Source organism: Shewanella livingstonensis (genome assembly GCF_003855395.1).
Lineage (GTDB): Bacteria > Pseudomonadota > Gammaproteobacteria > Enterobacterales > Shewanellaceae > Shewanella > Shewanella livingstonensis.
The window spans coordinates 3,623,133-3,641,179 of record NZ_CP034015.1 but is presented as its reverse complement, the minus strand read 5'-3'; the positions used below and the strand labels follow the sequence as shown (position 1 = coordinate 3,641,179).

The 18,047-nt window shown below is 38.9% G+C and carries 13 protein-coding genes and 1 pseudogene; 7 read left to right on the top strand and 7 right to left on the bottom strand.

The genetic code is table 11. The features are described 5' to 3' along the window. The first annotated feature begins 188 nt into the window (after window positions 1-188). Entirely contained in the window at window positions 189-2,015 is a 1,827-nt protein-coding gene (locus EGC82_RS15730; RefSeq protein WP_124731597.1) for a M61 family metallopeptidase, read from the top strand. 126 nt (window positions 2,016-2,141) lie between these two features. Here the strand turns inward: EGC82_RS15730 and EGC82_RS15725 are convergent, their stop codons facing one another. Then, complete coding sequence (locus EGC82_RS15725) at window positions 2,142-2,696, bottom strand: glutathione S-transferase family protein (RefSeq protein WP_124731596.1); 555 nt, start codon at window positions 2,694-2,696, stop codon at window positions 2,142-2,144. Between the two features lie 17 nt (window positions 2,697-2,713). Further along, the gene (gene rdgC, locus EGC82_RS15720; RefSeq protein WP_124731595.1) at window positions 2,714-3,625 is read right to left on the bottom strand and encodes a recombination-associated protein RdgC; all 912 of its coding nucleotides are present in this window, start codon (window positions 3,623-3,625) and stop codon (window positions 2,714-2,716) included. Between the two features lie 325 nt (window positions 3,626-3,950). On the opposite strand from rdgC, the gene EGC82_RS15715 reads away from it, so the two are divergent. The 5 genes from EGC82_RS15715 (at window position 3,951) to EGC82_RS15695 (ending at window position 11,312) form a co-directional block, all read left to right on the top strand. Further along, on the top strand, window positions 3,951-4,895 hold the full coding sequence (locus EGC82_RS15715) for a porin (protein WP_124731594.1): 945 nt from the start codon (window positions 3,951-3,953) through the stop codon (window positions 4,893-4,895). 196 nt (window positions 4,896-5,091) lie between these two features. Then, complete coding sequence (gene phoB, locus EGC82_RS15710) at window positions 5,092-5,781, top strand: phosphate regulon transcriptional regulator PhoB (protein ID WP_011638217.1); 690 nt, start codon at window positions 5,092-5,094, stop codon at window positions 5,779-5,781. 173 nt (window positions 5,782-5,954) lie between these two features. Next, window positions 5,955-7,250 (top strand): phosphate regulon sensor histidine kinase PhoR, encoded by a 1,296-nt coding sequence (gene phoR, locus EGC82_RS15705; RefSeq protein ID WP_124731593.1) that lies wholly within the window; start codon window positions 5,955-5,957, stop codon window positions 7,248-7,250. A gap of 699 nt (window positions 7,251-7,949) precedes the next feature. Continuing rightward, window positions 7,950-8,921: a PstS family phosphate ABC transporter substrate-binding protein gene (locus tag EGC82_RS15700; RefSeq protein WP_124731592.1), complete on the top strand. Its 972-nt coding sequence runs from the start codon at window positions 7,950-7,952 to the stop codon at window positions 8,919-8,921. Window positions 8,922-9,527: 606 nt separating this feature from the next. Next, entirely contained in the window at window positions 9,528-11,312 is a 1,785-nt protein-coding gene (locus tag EGC82_RS15695; protein WP_124731591.1) for a M1 family metallopeptidase, read from the top strand. 2,974 nt (window positions 11,313-14,286) lie between these two features. Here the strand turns inward: EGC82_RS15695 and EGC82_RS15690 are convergent. Next, window positions 14,287-14,772, bottom strand: a complete 486-nt coding sequence (locus EGC82_RS15690; RefSeq protein WP_124731590.1) for a glutathione peroxidase — start codon at window positions 14,770-14,772, stop codon at window positions 14,287-14,289. A gap of 151 nt (window positions 14,773-14,923) precedes the next feature. On the opposite strand from EGC82_RS15690, the gene EGC82_RS15685 reads away from it, so the two are divergent. Continuing rightward, a complete protein-coding gene (locus EGC82_RS15685) occupies window positions 14,924-16,321 on the top strand; it encodes a magnesium transporter (protein WP_124731589.1) in 1,398 nt (465 codons plus the stop codon). A 165-nt stretch (window positions 16,322-16,486) separates the two neighbouring features. Here the strand turns inward: EGC82_RS15685 and EGC82_RS15680 are convergent, their stop codons facing one another. The 4 genes and pseudogenes from EGC82_RS15680 to EGC82_RS21815 all read right to left on the bottom strand — a co-directional run. Beyond that, the gene (locus EGC82_RS15680) at window positions 16,487-16,648 is read right to left on the bottom strand and encodes a small highly charged protein (RefSeq protein ID WP_124731588.1); all 162 of its coding nucleotides are present in this window, start codon (window positions 16,646-16,648) and stop codon (window positions 16,487-16,489) included. Window positions 16,649-16,800: 152 nt separating this feature from the next. Continuing rightward, window positions 16,801-17,274 carry an SDR family oxidoreductase gene (locus EGC82_RS21775; RefSeq protein WP_279630030.1) on the bottom strand — a complete coding sequence of 158 codons (474 nt, stop codon included), beginning with the start codon at window positions 17,272-17,274 and terminating at the stop codon, window positions 16,801-16,803. Next, a complete protein-coding gene (locus tag EGC82_RS21770) occupies window positions 17,214-17,705 on the bottom strand; it encodes an SDR family oxidoreductase (RefSeq protein WP_124731586.1) in 492 nt (163 codons plus the stop codon). The genes EGC82_RS21775 and EGC82_RS21770 overlap by 61 nt, the downstream gene beginning before the upstream one ends. A gap of 113 nt (window positions 17,706-17,818) precedes the next feature. Continuing rightward, a pseudogene (locus tag EGC82_RS21815) lies at window positions 17,819-18,016 on the bottom strand (sugar phosphate nucleotidyltransferase); the annotation flags it as partial. Window positions 18,017-18,047 lie beyond the last annotated feature (31 nt).

The following is an 18,047-nucleotide window of genomic DNA, read 5'->3' as shown; positions in this document are numbered from 1 at the left end:
TTTTATAGTGTTAGTCAACGTGGACTTTATTTTCGCGTTGTATGGGTAAATAAATTTATGTTAGTCAGTGTGGATACTGGGTGTTTTTCGCTAAGTGACACATTGCCACTGTGTTAATGAGTCTAGATCGTTATAATTGTTCGGAATTTAAAATAAAAACAATAGAATCATACCAGAAGGAACCTAGAGTGAAACCTACTTCTCTTGCTATTTTAACCAGCAGTGCCATTTTTTCGATGAGTTGGGCTATGCCAGCCCTTGCTGATGTCGATTACCATATTGATATTAATCAGCCCGCGCACCATTTAGCTCAGGTGAGTGTGTCATTTCCTCAAACTGACGCGCAGGTATTAACCGTTAATCTACCCGTATGGCGGACGGGTAGATATCAAGTATTACCCATTGCCGATGGCATAAGATTGTTTAATGCGACTGACAGTAAAGGCCGATCGTTACCCTGGAAGCGAACTGCCAGCGGCGAATGGCAAATAGCCTTAATCCAACCTACATCAGTTAAGGTGACTTACCAACTACATGCTAATGAACTTGGTGAGCGTTTACGTCATATTGACAGTAGTCATGCATTTTTAGATGCCAGTGGCGTATTTATGTATAGCGCTGCTTTTCGTCAGCAACCTGTTACGGTTAATATGACTGTGCCTAAAGGCTGGGAAAGTTATTCTGGTATGGACAAAGGCCGCAAGTCCCATTCGTTCAAAGCCGCCAATTATGATGTATTAGTTGACTCGCCAATTGAAACGGGAATAAGCCAGCATTTTAGTTTTGAGGCTGATGATCGTCAATATGAGGTGGTATTTTGGGGTGAGGGTAATTATGACACGACTCAAATTCTTACCGATTTACGTAAAATAAGCGGCCAAGCCTCAGAGATTTGGGACGGTTATCCTTTTGAACGCTATGTCTATATGGTGCATGCTACTAGTGGAGCTCGCGGCGCTACAGAACATCTTAATTCTACTGTGATTCAATTACCGCGATTTAATTTTCGTGAGCGTGAAGACTATTTACGTTTTATCAGTACTGCTTCGCATGAGTTTATCCATAGTTGGAATGTAAAATCATACCGCCCTCAAGGATTAGTCCCTTACGATTATCAATCTGAAAATATGAGTGATTTACTGTGGATGGCCGAAGGCTCAACCAGTTATTTTCAAAATCAATTATTGTTACGTGCTGGAGTGATAACTGCCAAAGAGTTTTTTGACGATTTAAGTCAGCGAATTGTATTGAATCAACAAAATCCTGGTCGTGAAATTCAATCTGTTGCAGAAGCCAGTTTAGGCCAATGGAGCAGTACTTGGGGCGATTATGCGGTTAATCACAGTGTGAATATTTACTCTGAAGGTTACCTGGCTTCAATGGCACTTGATTTTAGTTTGTTAAGCGATACGCAACTTGCTCATTCATATAGAGATGTCCATAAAGCGCTTTATCAACAATACAAAATTCCATTAAGTTATAACGTCGCGGACGTGCAATCTATTTTAAAAAACCTTTCTGGTAAAGACTACCAATCGTGGTGGACTGAATATGTAAACCAGCCATTTAGTTTACCTTTTGATGACTTGTTGGCACATGCTGGTTTGATCACGACTTATGGTCAATCTCCTAAAACCGAAGTCGATGCTGGAATGATGTTGTCTGGCTTATATAACGATTTAACCATTGCTAGTGTGCTTAGAAATGGTCCTGCCTGGAATGCTGGTATTGCTGCTGGCGATGAAATTGTGGCGGTTAATGGATTAAAAGTGACGGCGGATGGACTGACTAAGCGCCTTAATGATTTTGCTGTTGGTGATACGATTAAGCTGAGTATATTCAGTGATGAACGTTTAAAAGACGTAAGCCTACAATTAACGGAGCAACCTAAAGGTGACTTATCTATTACATCTGTAGATGAGGTTACCGACGCTCAGAAAGCATTTTATAAGGCGTGGTTGGGTGTTGATTGGCCGTTTGATGATAAAGGTGGTTGGATTAAATCTACTGACTAAGTCAGCGATATGCCTTATGGATTGATACTTATGTATTCATTTACATGCATTGAGATACATATATTGGCATATTAGGACTAATTGACAATAAAATGCCCTGATAACAGGGCATTTTTATGAGCTTAATTAAGTTGGAGCCGTTTCAATAAAAAATGGCTCTTTTTCTATTACAGCTAAAAACAGTTTCAGTTTTGGGTAGTCTTCGATATTAATCCGTTGGCGAAAAACCGCCCAACTTAAATAACAGCCTAATCTCAACTGTACATCATTAAACGGCCCGTGCTGCGGTAGCTCGAATTGTTCAAACTCTGCTAAGGTTGCTTTAATTCGCTGTGCTTGTCTTATTGTGTAATCAAACCGCTCAATATCAACACCATCACGAGACAAGAAAAACAAATTAATTGAACTGTCTAGCGCAGTATTGATCATGCAAAACTGATCAAGTTCTATCACAGTATCAAGATACGTTTTTGCCGACTTATGACGTATATAGCGTAATATTGCGCTGGAATCCGTTAATGATAACGCTCCATCGTGCAAAAACGGTACCCGTTTAGTTGGCGATAACTTTGCGCTACTATCCTGATCTGTTTCAATAAATTGATAATCTAATGTTGATTCTAATAAGGCTATTCGGCAATGACGAACAAAAGGAGACGTAAAGCTACCGTAAAGTTTCATGGATTACCCTTGTGGTGTTAGACGCTCTGTTCTAAAGGACCAAAAGCTTGATTAACTGCATTGATAAAAGCCACTAATTCGCCGCCCATCAAAGAAAAGTCAGCGTCTAAACGCGCTAATGGATCTTCTGTACCCACGTCATCATTGCCTGCTCGAAACTCTTCAGCAAACTTAAGGCGTTTAATACTGGCATCAGACTGCATTAAAAAGGCAATAGATTGGCCAAAATGTAAGGCTAATTTGTGCACTTGCTTGCCTGTGGCTATGTGGGCAAGTACTTCGTCTTCTTGGAGAACTTGTTGCTTAAAGCGAACGATTCCACCTTCGTCTGAGTCAGATTTGAGTTCGGCTTCATCTTGCATTTCAAATGGTGCTGGCGCTTCACCCGCTTGTAGCCATTGCGTTAAGGTTGACTCTATAGGTGTCGCATAGCTCAGCGGAATAACCGGTAAGCTACCTATAGCTTTACGAAGCAGTGCTAGCAACTCTTCTGCTTTAGTCGCACTAGAACTATCAACTAAAATCATTTCTAGCTCAGGCATGATGAGTGCATGAGTTTGGCTACGTCGAGAAAATGCCCGTGGCAATAAGGTGGTAGTAATTTCGTCTTTAATAGTGTCTTTTTCTTTTTTAGTGACTTTGCGGTTTTCCAGATTTTCAATCTCAGCCACTTTTTCATCTAAGGCTTCTTTGATTACTTGGCCTGGGAGAATTTTTTCTTCTTTCGTGACGCAAATTAGATGGCGGTTTTCGGCGCTATGGACTAATGCTTGGCCTTTTTTGCCCAGGGCATTAGAAAAACCAAACTTGCTTATGTCTTGGCTTGAACAAGGAGAGAAAGTGAAATCAGCTAAGGCATTTTCTAACGTTTCGGTATCTGTTGTAAACGGTTTATTGAAACGGTACAGGGTGAGATTTTTAAACCACATAGAAGGCTCTCATTAATTAACAGGAAAAATAAGTTACTGCAGTTTACGGGATAGATGCAAAGCGGTAAACCTACAAAAAAACACTAATAATGCGACCGCTATAGTCGCTAGGGTTAGAATTCATCAAATTGTCACATTTCTCCAACCTTACCGGAAACCACTGCTGTAGCTAGATTTACTGTCCAATAATGTAGCTTGGTATGGTAAATATTCTTTTTTAATCACGCAGTGCAATATTTCTGAAACATTCGCAAGGCAAAATTCTGCTCGTTCCGATACAACTAACCCAGAATAACCATGACGAAATATACGTCGAAAGGATGAAATGATGAATGTTTTTTGTAAAACTCTACTAGCCTCTGCAATGGCAGCCTCTTTAGTATCAAGTGCTTATGCGGCAGATCCTCTACAAGTTTATGGAAAATTAAATGTTACAGCACAGTCTAATGATGTTAATGATGAAACTGAAACAACCATTCAAAGTAATGCATCACGTTTTGGTGTAACCGGTGAGTTTGAGTTAAGCAAATCATTAGAAGCTTTCTACACCATCGAATACGAAGTTAATACTGGTGATGATGACAAAGAAAACTTTTTAGCTCGTAACCAATTTGTTGGTTTAAAAGGTAACTTCGGTGCCGTTTCTGTCGGTCGTAACGACACTATCCTTAAAGTATCTCAAGGCAAAGTTGATCAGTTTAACGATTTATCTGGTGACGTAAAAAACATGTTCAAAGGTGAAAACCGTATGGCGCAAACTGCGACATACTACACACCTATGTTTGGTGATTTTCAAGCGGGTGTCACTTATGTTGCATCAGGCGATTCAGACCAAGTTGTTGGTGACAATTCTAGTGGTGAAGATGGTGTGAGCATGGCTGTAATGTACGGTGATGCAGGTCTTAAAAGTACACCAATATATGCAGCGATTGCTTATGATTCAAAAGTAAAAGGTTATGACACTGCACGAGCAACGGTTCAAGGTAAAGTTGCTGGCTTAGTGATTGGTGGTATGTACCAGCAACAAGAAGCGCTAGATAGCGGTGTAACAGATAACGGTTTCTTATTCAGTACCGCTTACGACATCAATGATGTAACGCTAAAAGCTCAGTATGTCGACATGGAAAACAAAGGCGATTCATGGTCTGTAGGTGCTGACTATAAACTAGGTAAACCCACTAAACTATTTGCTTTTTACACGGCCAACTCGTTTGATTCAAATGACCAAGATGATAGCTATGTTGGTATTGGTATCGAACATAAGTTCTAAACCAGTCATCATTTGATGGTTAAATCTTCAATCAATTAAAAAAGGGCTTAGGCCCTTTTTTGTTACATTGTAGTAACGGTAATGAATTTTTTATGACAAAAAGGCGTATTTAATGGCAGAATTAGCCGTTAGATCATAAATCTGTAACAAAAGTGTCCAATAATAGTCTCGTGGCAAATTAACGTAGAAACCCAATATGACAGCTAGGATATTAATAGTAGAAGATGAATCAGCAATCCGTGAGATGCTGACATTTGTGATGGATCAACATGGTTTTACGACAGCTGCTGCTGAAGATTTTGATTCGGCGATTGAGTTGCTTAAAGAGCCATATCCAGATTTAATTTTATTGGATTGGATGTTCCCTGGTGGTAGTGGCATTCAATTAGCTAAACGGTTAAAGCAAGATGAATTTACTCGTCAGATCCCGATTATAATGCTGACAGCTCGAGGTGAAGAGGAAGATAAAGTTAAAGGCCTCGAAGTAGGAGCTGATGACTACATAACGAAACCTTTTTCACCTAAAGAACTCGTCGCACGAATTAAAGCTGTGTTGCGCAGAAGTGCACCTACTCGCTTAGAAGAAACCATTGATGTGCAGGGATTACAACTTGATCCTGTGAGTCATAGAGTAACCGTTGGTGATGCAGTGCTCGACATGGGACCGACAGAGTTTCGCTTGTTGCATTTCTTTATGACCCATCCTGAGCGTGTATATAGCCGAGAGCAGTTACTCGATAACGTTTGGGGTACCAATGTGTATGTTGAAGACCGAACTGTAGATGTACACATTAGACGCTTACGCAAAGCGGTAGAAGAGGGTGGACATGATAAATTGATCCAAACAGTTCGTGGTGCAGGTTACCGATTCTCAACTAGAATGTAATGTGTATTGGCGGTGCTAAAGGCTCTGCCACGATAGGCAGAGTTTTTAAAAACTCTTTTTTACCGCCTAGCCACAATAGTCTTTTTAGGCTATCTTGTGGTTCCTCGTTAGTCCTAATAATCAGTAACCACACTGAATGTGTTGGCAGCGTTACTTTCGAATTTAGGTAGCCTATGTTTATCTCGTATTCTGGATATCGTTTATTTTTCCGGTTAGCTTTATTGCTTGTTTTATTTATGCTTATTGGCGCTTTGTTCAATCAAGTCGTTATCGTTATGTTATTTGGAACAATTGCATTACTTGTGTGGCATTATCGCCAAATTACTCGTTTAAACTTCTGGTTATGGAAAGATAAAAAACTTACCCCTCCGCAAGGGCGTGGCAGTTGGGAAGGAGTGTTTAATGGCATATATCGTCTGCAGGGGAAAAATCGTCGAAGAGTAGGCCAATTAGCTACTTTATTAGCCCGTTTTCGTCAAGGCGCAGAGGCACTACCCGATGCGGCAGTAGTGCTTGATGCTGAGCACAATATATTATGGTGTAATAAACTTGCTCAGTTAATATTAGGCTTTGTTTGGCCCCAGGATAATGGCCAGAGAATTGATAATCTAATCCGTCACCCAGATTTTTCAATCTATTTAAAAAAAGCTAAATATAACGAACCACTAGAAATCCCTTCCCCCGTTTCTGATAAGCGTTTACTTGAAATTCGAGTCATGAGTTATGGTGATCGTCAATTACTGTTAATCGCTCGCGATGTCACCCGCATTCATCAATTAGAAGGTATGCGTAAAGATTTCGTCGCTAACGTTTCTCATGAACTTAAAACGCCGCTAACGGTATTGCAGGGTTATTTAGAAATTATGCAAACCATGGAAGACGCAGATTCACCAAACCATAAGCCATTGTCATTGATGCAGCAACAGACGACTCGAATGCAGTCGATGGTTGAGCAATTGTTAGCCCTGTCGCGCATTGAGGATGCTGTCGATATTGATTTATCGCAAACAGTGAATATGGCGTTAATGATCGATATTCTTAAAGAAGAAGCCAAAGCACTTGCTGGCACCGACTATACATTAGTGTTTAACTGCGAACCGGGTTTGAATACCCATGGCAATGAACTGCAGTTACGCAGTGCCTGCTCCAACTTGATTTCAAATGCAATACGTTATACCACTCCAGGTGGAACGATTTCGGTTAATTGGCAAAGTGTTGCAACCGGAGCGTTGTTTTCGGTGACCGATACTGGGGTGGGTATCGCACCACAACATATCAACCGCTTAACTGAACGTTTTTATCGAGTCGATAATGCGCGTTCAAGTAAAACTGGCGGCAGTGGTTTAGGGTTAGCGATAGTAAAACATGCTTTAAACCATCATCACAGTGAGCTTAAGGTAACGAGTGAGTATGGCAAAGGCAGTATCTTTAGCTTTATCGTTCCATCGCATTTACTCGTGCGGCAATAGTGACTGCTCACCAGAGAATAAAAGCAGCATTTATGCTGTTTTTTTTATGGTTGATATTGGTTAAATGCACTTGCTCTGAGAGTGTGGGATGAGTTAACTCAGTAAGTGTAAAAATATTTCAATATCACTAATGCCTAATCAAACCTAGGCTAATGCCTATTGCCTCATCATTAGCCTAGGTTTGTATGTTCATTTTCATAATCCAAGATTAGTTATCAACATACCTGGTTATGTCCGTTGTATTAACAGGCTGCAAGTACACTGTTGATAACGCTTTAATACATGAAGACGGGTTGTTAGCAAAATAAGTGAATGTTTAATATCGATGGCGATATGAAAGCAGACCGAGTTTATTGATAAGCGTTATTTGGCACCTAAGTATATGCGAGTAGTTATCTTGTGAGCTTTAGTACAATAAAGACATGGGATGTTAAGTGTAACAATTCTGCCTTGTTAGCATCATTTCGGGCAATATTTATCTCTATCAAATTATGATTTACTGATTTTGGTGATTAAATATAAAAACCCATGCTGATATAAGTGCTTGATAATTTTATTTTTAAATTTTTAAGTTACAAATAAAATACTTTTTCTTCCTATGTCATCTAACTGTCACATCAACGTCATAGACTTGTCATCAATGAGGTCGATACTGACTACGTTTTAAAAACTTAGTACGCTTAATTCTGGAGCATTACAATGAAACTGAAAAAACTTGTCGGCGCGATTACTCTTACAGCCGCTGGCGTATTCTCAGCAGCATCTATGGCTGCTATTGATCCAACTTTACCATCATATGAAAAAACAAGTGGTGTTTCTGGTAACTTGTCTTCTGTTGGTTCTGATACTTTAGCAAATATGATGACGTTATGGGCTGAAGAGTTCAAACATGTTTACCCAAACGTTAATATCCAAATTCAGGCAGCAGGTTCTTCTACTGCGCCACCAGCGTTAACAGAAGGTACTTCTCAGTTCGGCCCAATGAGCCGCAAGATGAAGCCTAATGAAGTTGAAGCATTTGAAAAACATTTTGGCTACAAGCCGACAGCTGTTCGTGTTGCTATTGATGCGTTAGCAGTATTTGTGCATAAAGATAACCCTATTACAGGCTTAAGCATTGAACAAATTGATGCTATCTTTTCTTCTACACACAAGTGTGGCGGTAAAGAAGTTAACCGTTGGGGTGATGCTGGTTTAGATGGTAATTGGGCTGCTAAAGATATTCAGCTTTATGGTCGTAACTCAGTATCGGGTACTTACGGTTACTTTAAAGAAAAAGCGTTATGTAAAGGTGACTTCCGTCCAAACGTGAACGAACAGCCTGGTTCTGCATCAGTAGTACAGTCTGTATCACAGTCATTAAATGCTATAGGTTACTCAGGTATTGGTTACAAAACAGCGGGCGTAAAAGCAGTCGCTATCTCTAAGAAAGGTGATAAGTTTATCGAAGCAACAGCAGCAAATGCAGCAGACGGTACTTACCCATTATCACGTTACTTATATGTTTATGTTAACAAGCACCCTAACAAAGACTTATCACCAATGGATCGTGAGTTCTTACGCTTCGTATTGTCTAAGCAAGGTCAGCAAATTGTTGAGAAAGATGGTTATGTTCCATTACCAGCATCTGTGATTACAAAAGATTTAGATAAAGTGGGGATTAAGCTTTAATTAGCCCACTTACCGTAAAGTTTAAAAGGCCTCTTTGAGGCCTTTTTTGTTTTCTAATGCTGAAAAAAAGATAAAAAAAAGCAACCTAACTAAGAGGTTGCTGCTATTGCTAAGGGCAATACTGTTGATAGATTTTTATAACTATCGAATAGGAGAATGATGATGAACAAAAACTAGCAACTCGGTAAAAATAATTAAGTAATGCAAATTCGGTTCATATAATAAGACTCGTCGCTTTTGAGTTAGTTCCCTGTAAAGCTAAAAAAATACTTTTTTATATAAAAATAAAATCGACTAGAAAATTTAATAATAAATAGCGACGAATAACTGTCTAATTATCAATTTGATATGGGGTAATGCCAGAGGCTAGTTAAAAAGGTCGTGCTCGCTTTAAGAAGTCATCAACATTAGGTCGTAACAGCAGGAAATGAAGAGCTGAAGTGATCTGAAGCAAGATTTAAGTTAGTCGCCCTATGTGACTAAAATTGAAAAATGAGATTAGTTTTGAAATGACGAGATAGTCGTTGGTGTACTTTGTAGCACATGTTTGTGGATGCTATTATCTTTGCTAGATTTAATGTTTTCTCTGCTAGGTAAGGATTTTTTGTGACTGCAAAATGGAACGTACAACACGATTACCATTCAAGTGCCAACACGGATGCTTTATGCGTACATCATCTTGAGCTCAATCTTGTGGTTGATTTTAACTTACAACAACTCATCGGTGTTGCACGATTACAATTTACTCGAACAGTATCAACGCACGAATTAGTGTTGGATTGCCGCGATCTGAACATAGAAGTCATCACTGACAATCACGCTAATCAGTTGTTGTATAAAATGAGTGATGTGAATGCGATTTTAGGCCAAAAGTTGGTTATTAATGTTGGCGAAGAAATCAATGAGATAGTGATTCATTATCGCACATCAACAGCCGCTCAAGGGCTTCAATGGCTTACGCCAGAGCAAACCTTAGGTAAAAAATTACCTTATCTATTTAGCCAATCGCAACCTATCAACGCTCGTAGCTGGATACCCCTACAAGATAGCCCTAAAGCACGAATAACCTTTAACGCGACAATCACAGTGCCACAAGGGTTGCGTGCGGTAATGAGTGCCGAAAACATCCCTGATATGCCCGATGATGGCGTGTTTACATTCTGTATGAACAAACCTATTCCAACACATTTATTAGCGATAGCGGTTGGAGAGTTAAGTTTTCAAGCAACTGGACCTCGAAGTGGCATCTACACTGAACCCGGCATGCTTGCTGCGGCGGTTAAAGAATTTGAAGACACTGAGTCGATGATCCAAATAGCTGAGTCTATACTAGGACCTTATGCTTGGGGTCGATTTGATATGATTGTATTGCCACCGAGTTTTCCTTTTGGTGGTATGGAAAATCCTATGTTAGCGTTTATGACTCCGACGTTAATCGCCGGTGATAAAAGCCTTGTTTCTACTGTTGCTCATGAGTTAGCCCATTCATGGACCGGTAATTTAGTTAGCAACGCCACTTGGCGAGACTTATGGCTCAATGAAGGATTTACTACTTATTTTACTAATCGTATTGTTGAAGCCGTTTATGGTAAAGAGCAGGCAGAGCTTGAATGGGTTATTGAATATGGCCGTTTACAAGAGGAAATCAAGTCGACCCCTTTAACGAGCCAAACCTTACCTGCCAACGTGCAAGATAGTGATCCTAATCTAGCCTTTAATCGATTTACCTACGATAAAGCATCAATGTTTGTGCATGAACTTGAGAGCCGATTAGGTCGACCTGCATTCGATCGGTTTCTATTTCAGTATGTTGACTATTTTGCGTTTAGCGCCATTACTACCGAAATATTTATTGATTACGCGAAACAAACATTGCTGGTGGAACATCACGATAAACTAACATTATCTGAACTTAATGAGTGGGTATATGGCCAGGGCTTACCGCTATGGTTTAAGGGCCCGATATCAAGCAGCTTGGATAAAGTTGATTTAGCTGTGGAAGCTATCGTCAAAGGTGCTTCGGCAAGTGATTTAGTGGTGAGCCAATGGCGAGTTCACCATTGGCAATATTTTTTAACCCAATTACCATTAGTCGTCAGCCAAGCCACATTATTAGACTTAGATAATACCTTTAGATTAACTGATAGTTTGAATGCCGAAATAGCCTGTGATTGGTACCGAGTTGCTATCCGTAATCATTTTGATCCCGTATTACCTGCGCTAAGTGCCTATTTATGCCGCATAGGCCGGGGGAAATTTGTTAGGCCATTGTTTGTTGAATTACAAATAGCCGGTTATCAACAAGAGCTAGTTGCTATTTATGCAAAAGCTCGTCCCGGTTATCATCCTTCTTTGCAAGTACAGCTGGATAACTTATTTAACCTTTCGTAAATTAGCTGCATTTTATTGGGTATTCAATATCAAAAAAATAATAAAAAAATGGCAGCCACATTGGCTGCCTAAGTCGTTCTTTACGGGGAAATTAACGGTGCGCTAGCGTGTTAATTTCCCCCAATAGGGATGATGATGAACAATGAACATAAAACGGTGTAGCAATAACTTAATCTTGACTGAAGCATGAGGTAAGTAGAGTAAATCACTTGGCAGTATCATCAGTTAACATCGGGGGAGAAGGTTAACTCATCAAGCTGCACTGACTTCAAACTACATCCTATCCGTACAATTAATAGGACCGAGCATTATTATAAAAGTTCACCAAAAAATAATTTATTTTGAAATAATTTATTTATGAGGCAATTATTTTTAGCGAGTAGCGGATATTTCATCAAAAGTAGTGACGTTTTTAAGTTGAAACAACCTTGCGATTAACTGTCATTCTAATTAGAGGATGATTGAATATGGACTGTTAAATGTGAGAAATTAAGTTTTTAATTAACAGCTTAGCCTTACTCGCTAACCTTTTTCTCAACGTGAATCATTCAAACCGCTGATTATGATTGCGGCCACGTTAGAAATTGCTAAAAAAGAGCTAGTAAATTTTGGGTGTTGATTGATGTAATACAATGGCAAGTCATAACCCATATCGCAACATAAGCCATAAAAAATCCAAAAAAATGGCAACCAATGTGGTTGCCTAAGTCGTTCTTTACGAGAGGCATTAACGGTGCGCTAGCGTGTTAATACTCCCAAATAGGGATGATGATGAACAATAAATATAAAACGGTGTAGCAATAACTTAATCCTGACTGAAGCTTGAGGTAAGTGAGTAAATCACTTGGCAGTATCATCAGTTAACATCGAGGGAGAAGGTTAACTCATCATGCTGTACTGACTTCAAACTACATCTTATCCGTACAATTAATAAGACCGAGCATTATTAGGAAAGTTCACCAAGAAAATAAATTATTTTGAATTTATTTTCTTGGTGAAAATGTAGGACACTATCGATTGGTAATTTTTGACAATTCATTAAGTCATTTGAGCGAGAACAGTACTGTTGTTAGACGTTATATGAGTTTTTTGAGTTTATCATCAACAGTATTTTTTCTGCGGTGGTTTGCAATTGAGGTAGGTATTGCTGATAATTTGGAACAGTTAATTTATGCGTTTATCATTTGAGTTAACTGCGGGACTCACTATTTAAATTCAAAGTACTCAAAGTATTAAGACATTTAGCCACTCAATATTTAAATCTAATTATCAAGACACTTTACAGCATAAACCAAAAAAAATCTAAAAAAATGGCAACCAATGTGGTTGCCTAAGTCGTTCTTTACGAGGACATTAACGGTGCGCTAGCGTGTTAATACTCCCCAAATAGGGATGATGATGAACAATGAACATAAAACGGTGTAGCAATAACTTAATCCTGACTGAAGCTTAAGGTAAGTAGAGCAAATCACTTGGCAGTATCATCAGTTAACGCCGGGGGAGAAGGTTAACTCATCATGCTGCACTTACTTCCTTCAAACTAAATCTTATCCGTACAATTAATAGGACCGAGCATTATTATAAAAGTTCATCAGAAAATGAATTATTTTGAAATAATTTTTTATCAGCAACTCGCTCTTAAGCGAGTTGCTGATATTTTCATCAAAAGTAGTGACGTTTTTGAGTTGAAACAGCCTTACTCGTAAACGTTTTCTTAACCTGAATTAACTAAGCTGTCGATTATGGCAGGGAGATGTTGATAGAAAATTGATCATAAATTAGGGGCGTTGATCTATGCATTACAACAGCAAGTCACAATGTAAGTCATAAGAAAATAAAAAAGCAAAAAAAATGGCAACCAATGTGGTTGCCTAAGTCGTTCTTTACGAGGACATTAACGGTGCGCTAGCGTGTTAATACTCCCCTAATAGGGATGATGATGAACAATACACATAAAACTGTAGCAATAAGTAAATTCAAAAGTAACTAATAAAACCTTTGAAGACAAACTGAAACGTTGGAGGAGGACGTTTAGTGTGTTTACATAGTTACTCTATCCTTTGTGATAGTTACTCTGTCTTACTTGTTACTTATATTCTGACTAGGGCTATGTGTAAAAGTTCATTAAATACGACAGTAAATTTAAAAATAGTTGATTACTAAAGCTAGTTCCGTTGCTGTGGTGGAAAGTGGTTCAATAATGGTAAGTGTTAACCGCGATAGCAGTGCATCGTTTAGCTGATTTTTTTTAATATTAACCGTTTTTTATTATATTTTAGCTTACTTTAAGTCGGTGAATAATCATATGCACTAACGGCTTAGCCTCAGTTTAGCTTAACCTTAACTTGGGATAATAAATGGGCTACTTAGATAGAAATGGATTATTTTAAGCCAGTAGCATTAAGTTATGGTGCTGGCAAAACTGATATAGGCGTTAGTAACGGGTCTATATCTGTCAGTACAACAAAAGAGCCGATTATTATTTCTAGTAGAAGTTACGCACCATGGATAGGACAAGGTAGTGACTGTACTTATCGAGATAATTTAAAAAACTCTAGAATAGCGGTGCAATCAAGAGGCATAAAAAAAGGCAATCAAATGATTGCCTATCGATCGACTTAGCGATCAAGGGGACCGCGCTAGAAGTCCCTGGGAGATGAAGAACAAAAGTGAATATCACTGTTACTAAGTTTGAGTACCTGATGGTTTAAAAGTTCAATATAAATGAACTATTTTTTCAAAAGAATGGAATAAAATTTTTATTGTTTGATTATCAAAAGCTTAAGGTTCAATGTTTTTTGCGGTATGTCTATTATTCAAATATACGGTTAAGCAGATAAAATATCATGTTGACGAGATAGTGATTAGCGAGTGACCTTAGTCCGTAAGTAAACGAAAGGCGATTAACATGACATTAATCGCCAAAACAAACTCGCATAGAATATCGTTATTCGATTACTGATCCGGATTAGGTTTAACCAAGCAGTTTTTTGATAGTAGCGTTAAGATCTTCTGGTTTGGTGGTTGGTGCATATCGTTCAATCACGTTTCCTTGCTTATCGACTAAAAACTTAGTGAAGTTCCATTTTATCGATTCACTGCCTAAAAGGCCTTTGGCAGACTTTTTGAGAAATTGATATAAAGGGTGACTATTACTGCCATTAACTTCAATTTTGCTAAAAAGTGGGAAAGTTACGCCAAAGTTGAGCTCGCAGAATTGGCTGATGTCATCTTCATTGCCTTGTTCTTGCTTACCGAATTGGTTACAGGGAAAGCCTAAAATAACTAAACCGCGATCTTTATATTGCTGATATAACACTTCAAGGGCTTTGTATTGTGGCGTAAATCCGCATTTACTGGCAGTGTTAACAATGAGCAAAACCTTATCTTTAAAGTGCTCCATAACAACATCATTGCCTTGAATGTCTTTTACGATAATAGGGTAAATTGTTGCGGTCATGTAATGCTCCTTTAAATTAAAGGTAAACTATATTATAAACATGGTTAGTTGGCAATTAAGTTGTGAGCAACTTAATTTATCTGTTTGCTTATCAATACTAATTTCAATATAGTTTGCGCATATTTTCTTACTAAGAATTAAGGACGGGCTTATGAATGATGTAAAGAACGAACTTAACTCTGAAGATGAAATCGACACCAGTTCGCAACCACAAGCAGATGTTAGCCAAGTGGTACATTTGTTAACTGAGGCCGAAGGTGATGAACAGGCTGAAATGTTCAGTGAAATCTTGACTGAAGCTGAACCAGGTACCATTGCTTTACTATTAGAATCGTTACCGCTTGATGAGCGCTATGAACGTTGGCAGCAAGTTGATGTTGGAGAGCGTGTTGATGTTTTAAACTTGATGCGCGCCGATCCTCGTTTAGGCATTGTAAAGAAAATGCCCGATGAGGAGCTAGATTTACTCTTTTCTCAATTAAGTCCTGAAGATCTTATTGAGTGGAGTGATTCGTTACCGGACAATATTACCGATCGTGCATTAGCACAGATGGGTGAGCGTCAGCGTAAGCACTTCGAACTGTATGATCAATATTCTGAAAATGAAATCGGTCGTTATGCTGATCACCAGATGCTGGCATTGAGTCTGACTTCTACTGTCGCCCAAGGACAACGTTTTTTTCGTCGAATAGATTTAGATTGTAATGACCATTTATTTTTGGTCGATAGTAATGATAAATATCTCGGTACTGTGCGTCGTTATGATGTTTTCAAAACAGCAGATCTTGATACTCAACTGCAAGTACTAAAATGGGAAGATAGCCGAGTTATCTCTGCAGATTCATCTTTGATCGAAGCAGCTGAAGCCATTGAACATAGCCGCGAACTTGAATTACCGGTTGTCGATGAAGACGGTATATTAATTGGTCGAATGACACTGCGAACGGCTACAGCCTTAGTGCGTGAACATTACGAAGCACAATTAATGGCAACCGCCGGTATGGATGAACACGATGATTTATTTGCCCCGATTGTAGTGGGTGCAAAACGTCGTGCGGTGTGGCTTGGGATTAACTTGCTTACAGCATTTTTAGCTTCTGCTACCATAGGATTATTTGAAAATGTGTTGTCGCAAGTCGTTGCGTTAGCGGTATTGATGCCAATAGTGGCTTCAATGGGCGGTATTGCTGGTAGCCAATCGTTAACATTAATGATCCGTGGGATGGCCATGGGGCAGATTTCTGCTGGTAACGTTATGTCGTTGATGAAGAACGAACTCGGTATTGGTGCGCTTAATGGTATGTTGTGGTCCGTCGTCATCGGTATTATTGCTGGATGGTGGTTTAACGATACAATAATGGGCATTGTTATTGGTTGTGCCATCTTAATTAATATGGCTGTTGCCGCTATTGCTGGCGTTATGGTACCAATGATTTTACAACGTTTTAATCAAGATGCCGCGTTATCTGGGTCGGTTATTCTCACCACTGTTACCGATGTGGTAGGTTTTTTCACCTTCCTAGGATTAGCTACCATATTGTATCTATAAACAGAAATGCTTTAACCACTCATTGGTCACGTTATATCGATCGAATATCTGCAATAAATCAGTTTGCTTAAATAGTCTTGAATTGCTCGAGGCTATTTTTTTGTCAACAAAAAAGCAAGTTGCAGGCAACTTGCTTTTTAAACTTGATGAGACAATCCTGTTAAATTATTTCCACTTAGCAGGTGCGAACTCCATTTCTGCATTATCGTCAAAAAAACGTCGCTTAGTATCACGGCGGCGTTGTTTTACTTTTTTCGACTTTGGTTTTCCCTTGATGTTATCGCCCCATGGCGCATCATCTTCATCAAATTCAAATGAGTGTGACATTTTCAACATTCCAGATAGCGGTACCTGTGTTGGTACAGCTTCTTTTTACCTAAAGTTAATAGTAAGCTAAAGCGAAATATTTAATCCTTGATGGTAAAAATTATTGCATGTAAAAATGACATTGATATGACAATTGAATATTTGTCAGTAAATTAGCCATTTTTACTCTGTGCCAGCTCATTCAGGCATAAGGTTAATTGTTGTTGCCAGGTTTTTTGTGTAGCAATAGTTTGTGATAAATGGCTGTCTAATGCACTAAATGGTGGCCTAGTGACCCTTGATGCATATTGTTTTGAGGTTGTTGGGCGTAAATAAATCGGTTGATGTAATAACCCTGCTGCAATGCCATGTTGTTTTATGGCTTGTGCAAACTCATACCAAGTGCATATTCCTGCATCACTCCAATGGTAAATAGGCACCCATTGTTTTTGTGAACACAGTTTCCACAAAAAACGTGCAAGATCGTCAATCATTGTCGGACTACCGATTTGGTCATTTACAATATTAATAGGGTTGTTTTCGCTTGAACCTATCGAAGCCTGATCATGAGACAGTGACATTAACTTCAGCATCGTTGTGACAAAATTATTGCCACTGTGATGATAAAGCCAAGATGTTCGTACAATACAAATAGGGGTGATTGATAACTCAGTAGTGTTTCTTCTGCGAGTAATTTTGATTGTCCATAAGCATTGAGTGCCAATGGTTTTTGAACCACAGTGTAAGGTATTGAAGATCGCCCATCGAACACATAATCTGTCGATAATTGAATTAGCTTGATGCCATAAGTAATCGCCGCTTTAGCCATATATTCAACGGCTAACACATTGGTTTTTATCGCGGATTCAGGGTTTACCTCGGCTTCTTCAACATTGGTAAATGCGGCGCAGTTAATAATAATATCTGGCCGATAATAAGCCAATGCATCGATAATTTGTTGTGACTGTGTGATATCAACTTGTTGATGGTTGAGCTGTATTAGTTCCACCGTGTTAGGAAGTGTTCGTTTTAAAGCTCGTGCTAATTGGCCTGTTTGACCGAAGGTTAAAATTTTCATTGAGACTTAGCAACATGGTAACCAAATGGGGTTGTGCAAGAGGTGCTACTTAATGATTGCAATGCGTGTTGTAATTGATGAACGTTGTGCAATAGTGGCATCAATAGTGACAGCAATAGTGACTTAAAAAGAGGCAGATATGTAGGAGTAAAAATGACTAAGATGTCAGTAATACCTACTTGTATTAGAGCGCTTAGTGGATAATAAACCATCGGTTTGTCGTAAATGGGCAATAGCTGTTTACAAACCACCTGGGTGATAGGGTATAGCTGAGTGCCTGAACCTCCTGCTAATAAAATGCCTTTTCTCATCAAACTATCTTTAAGCAGGTTTGTTATTGGG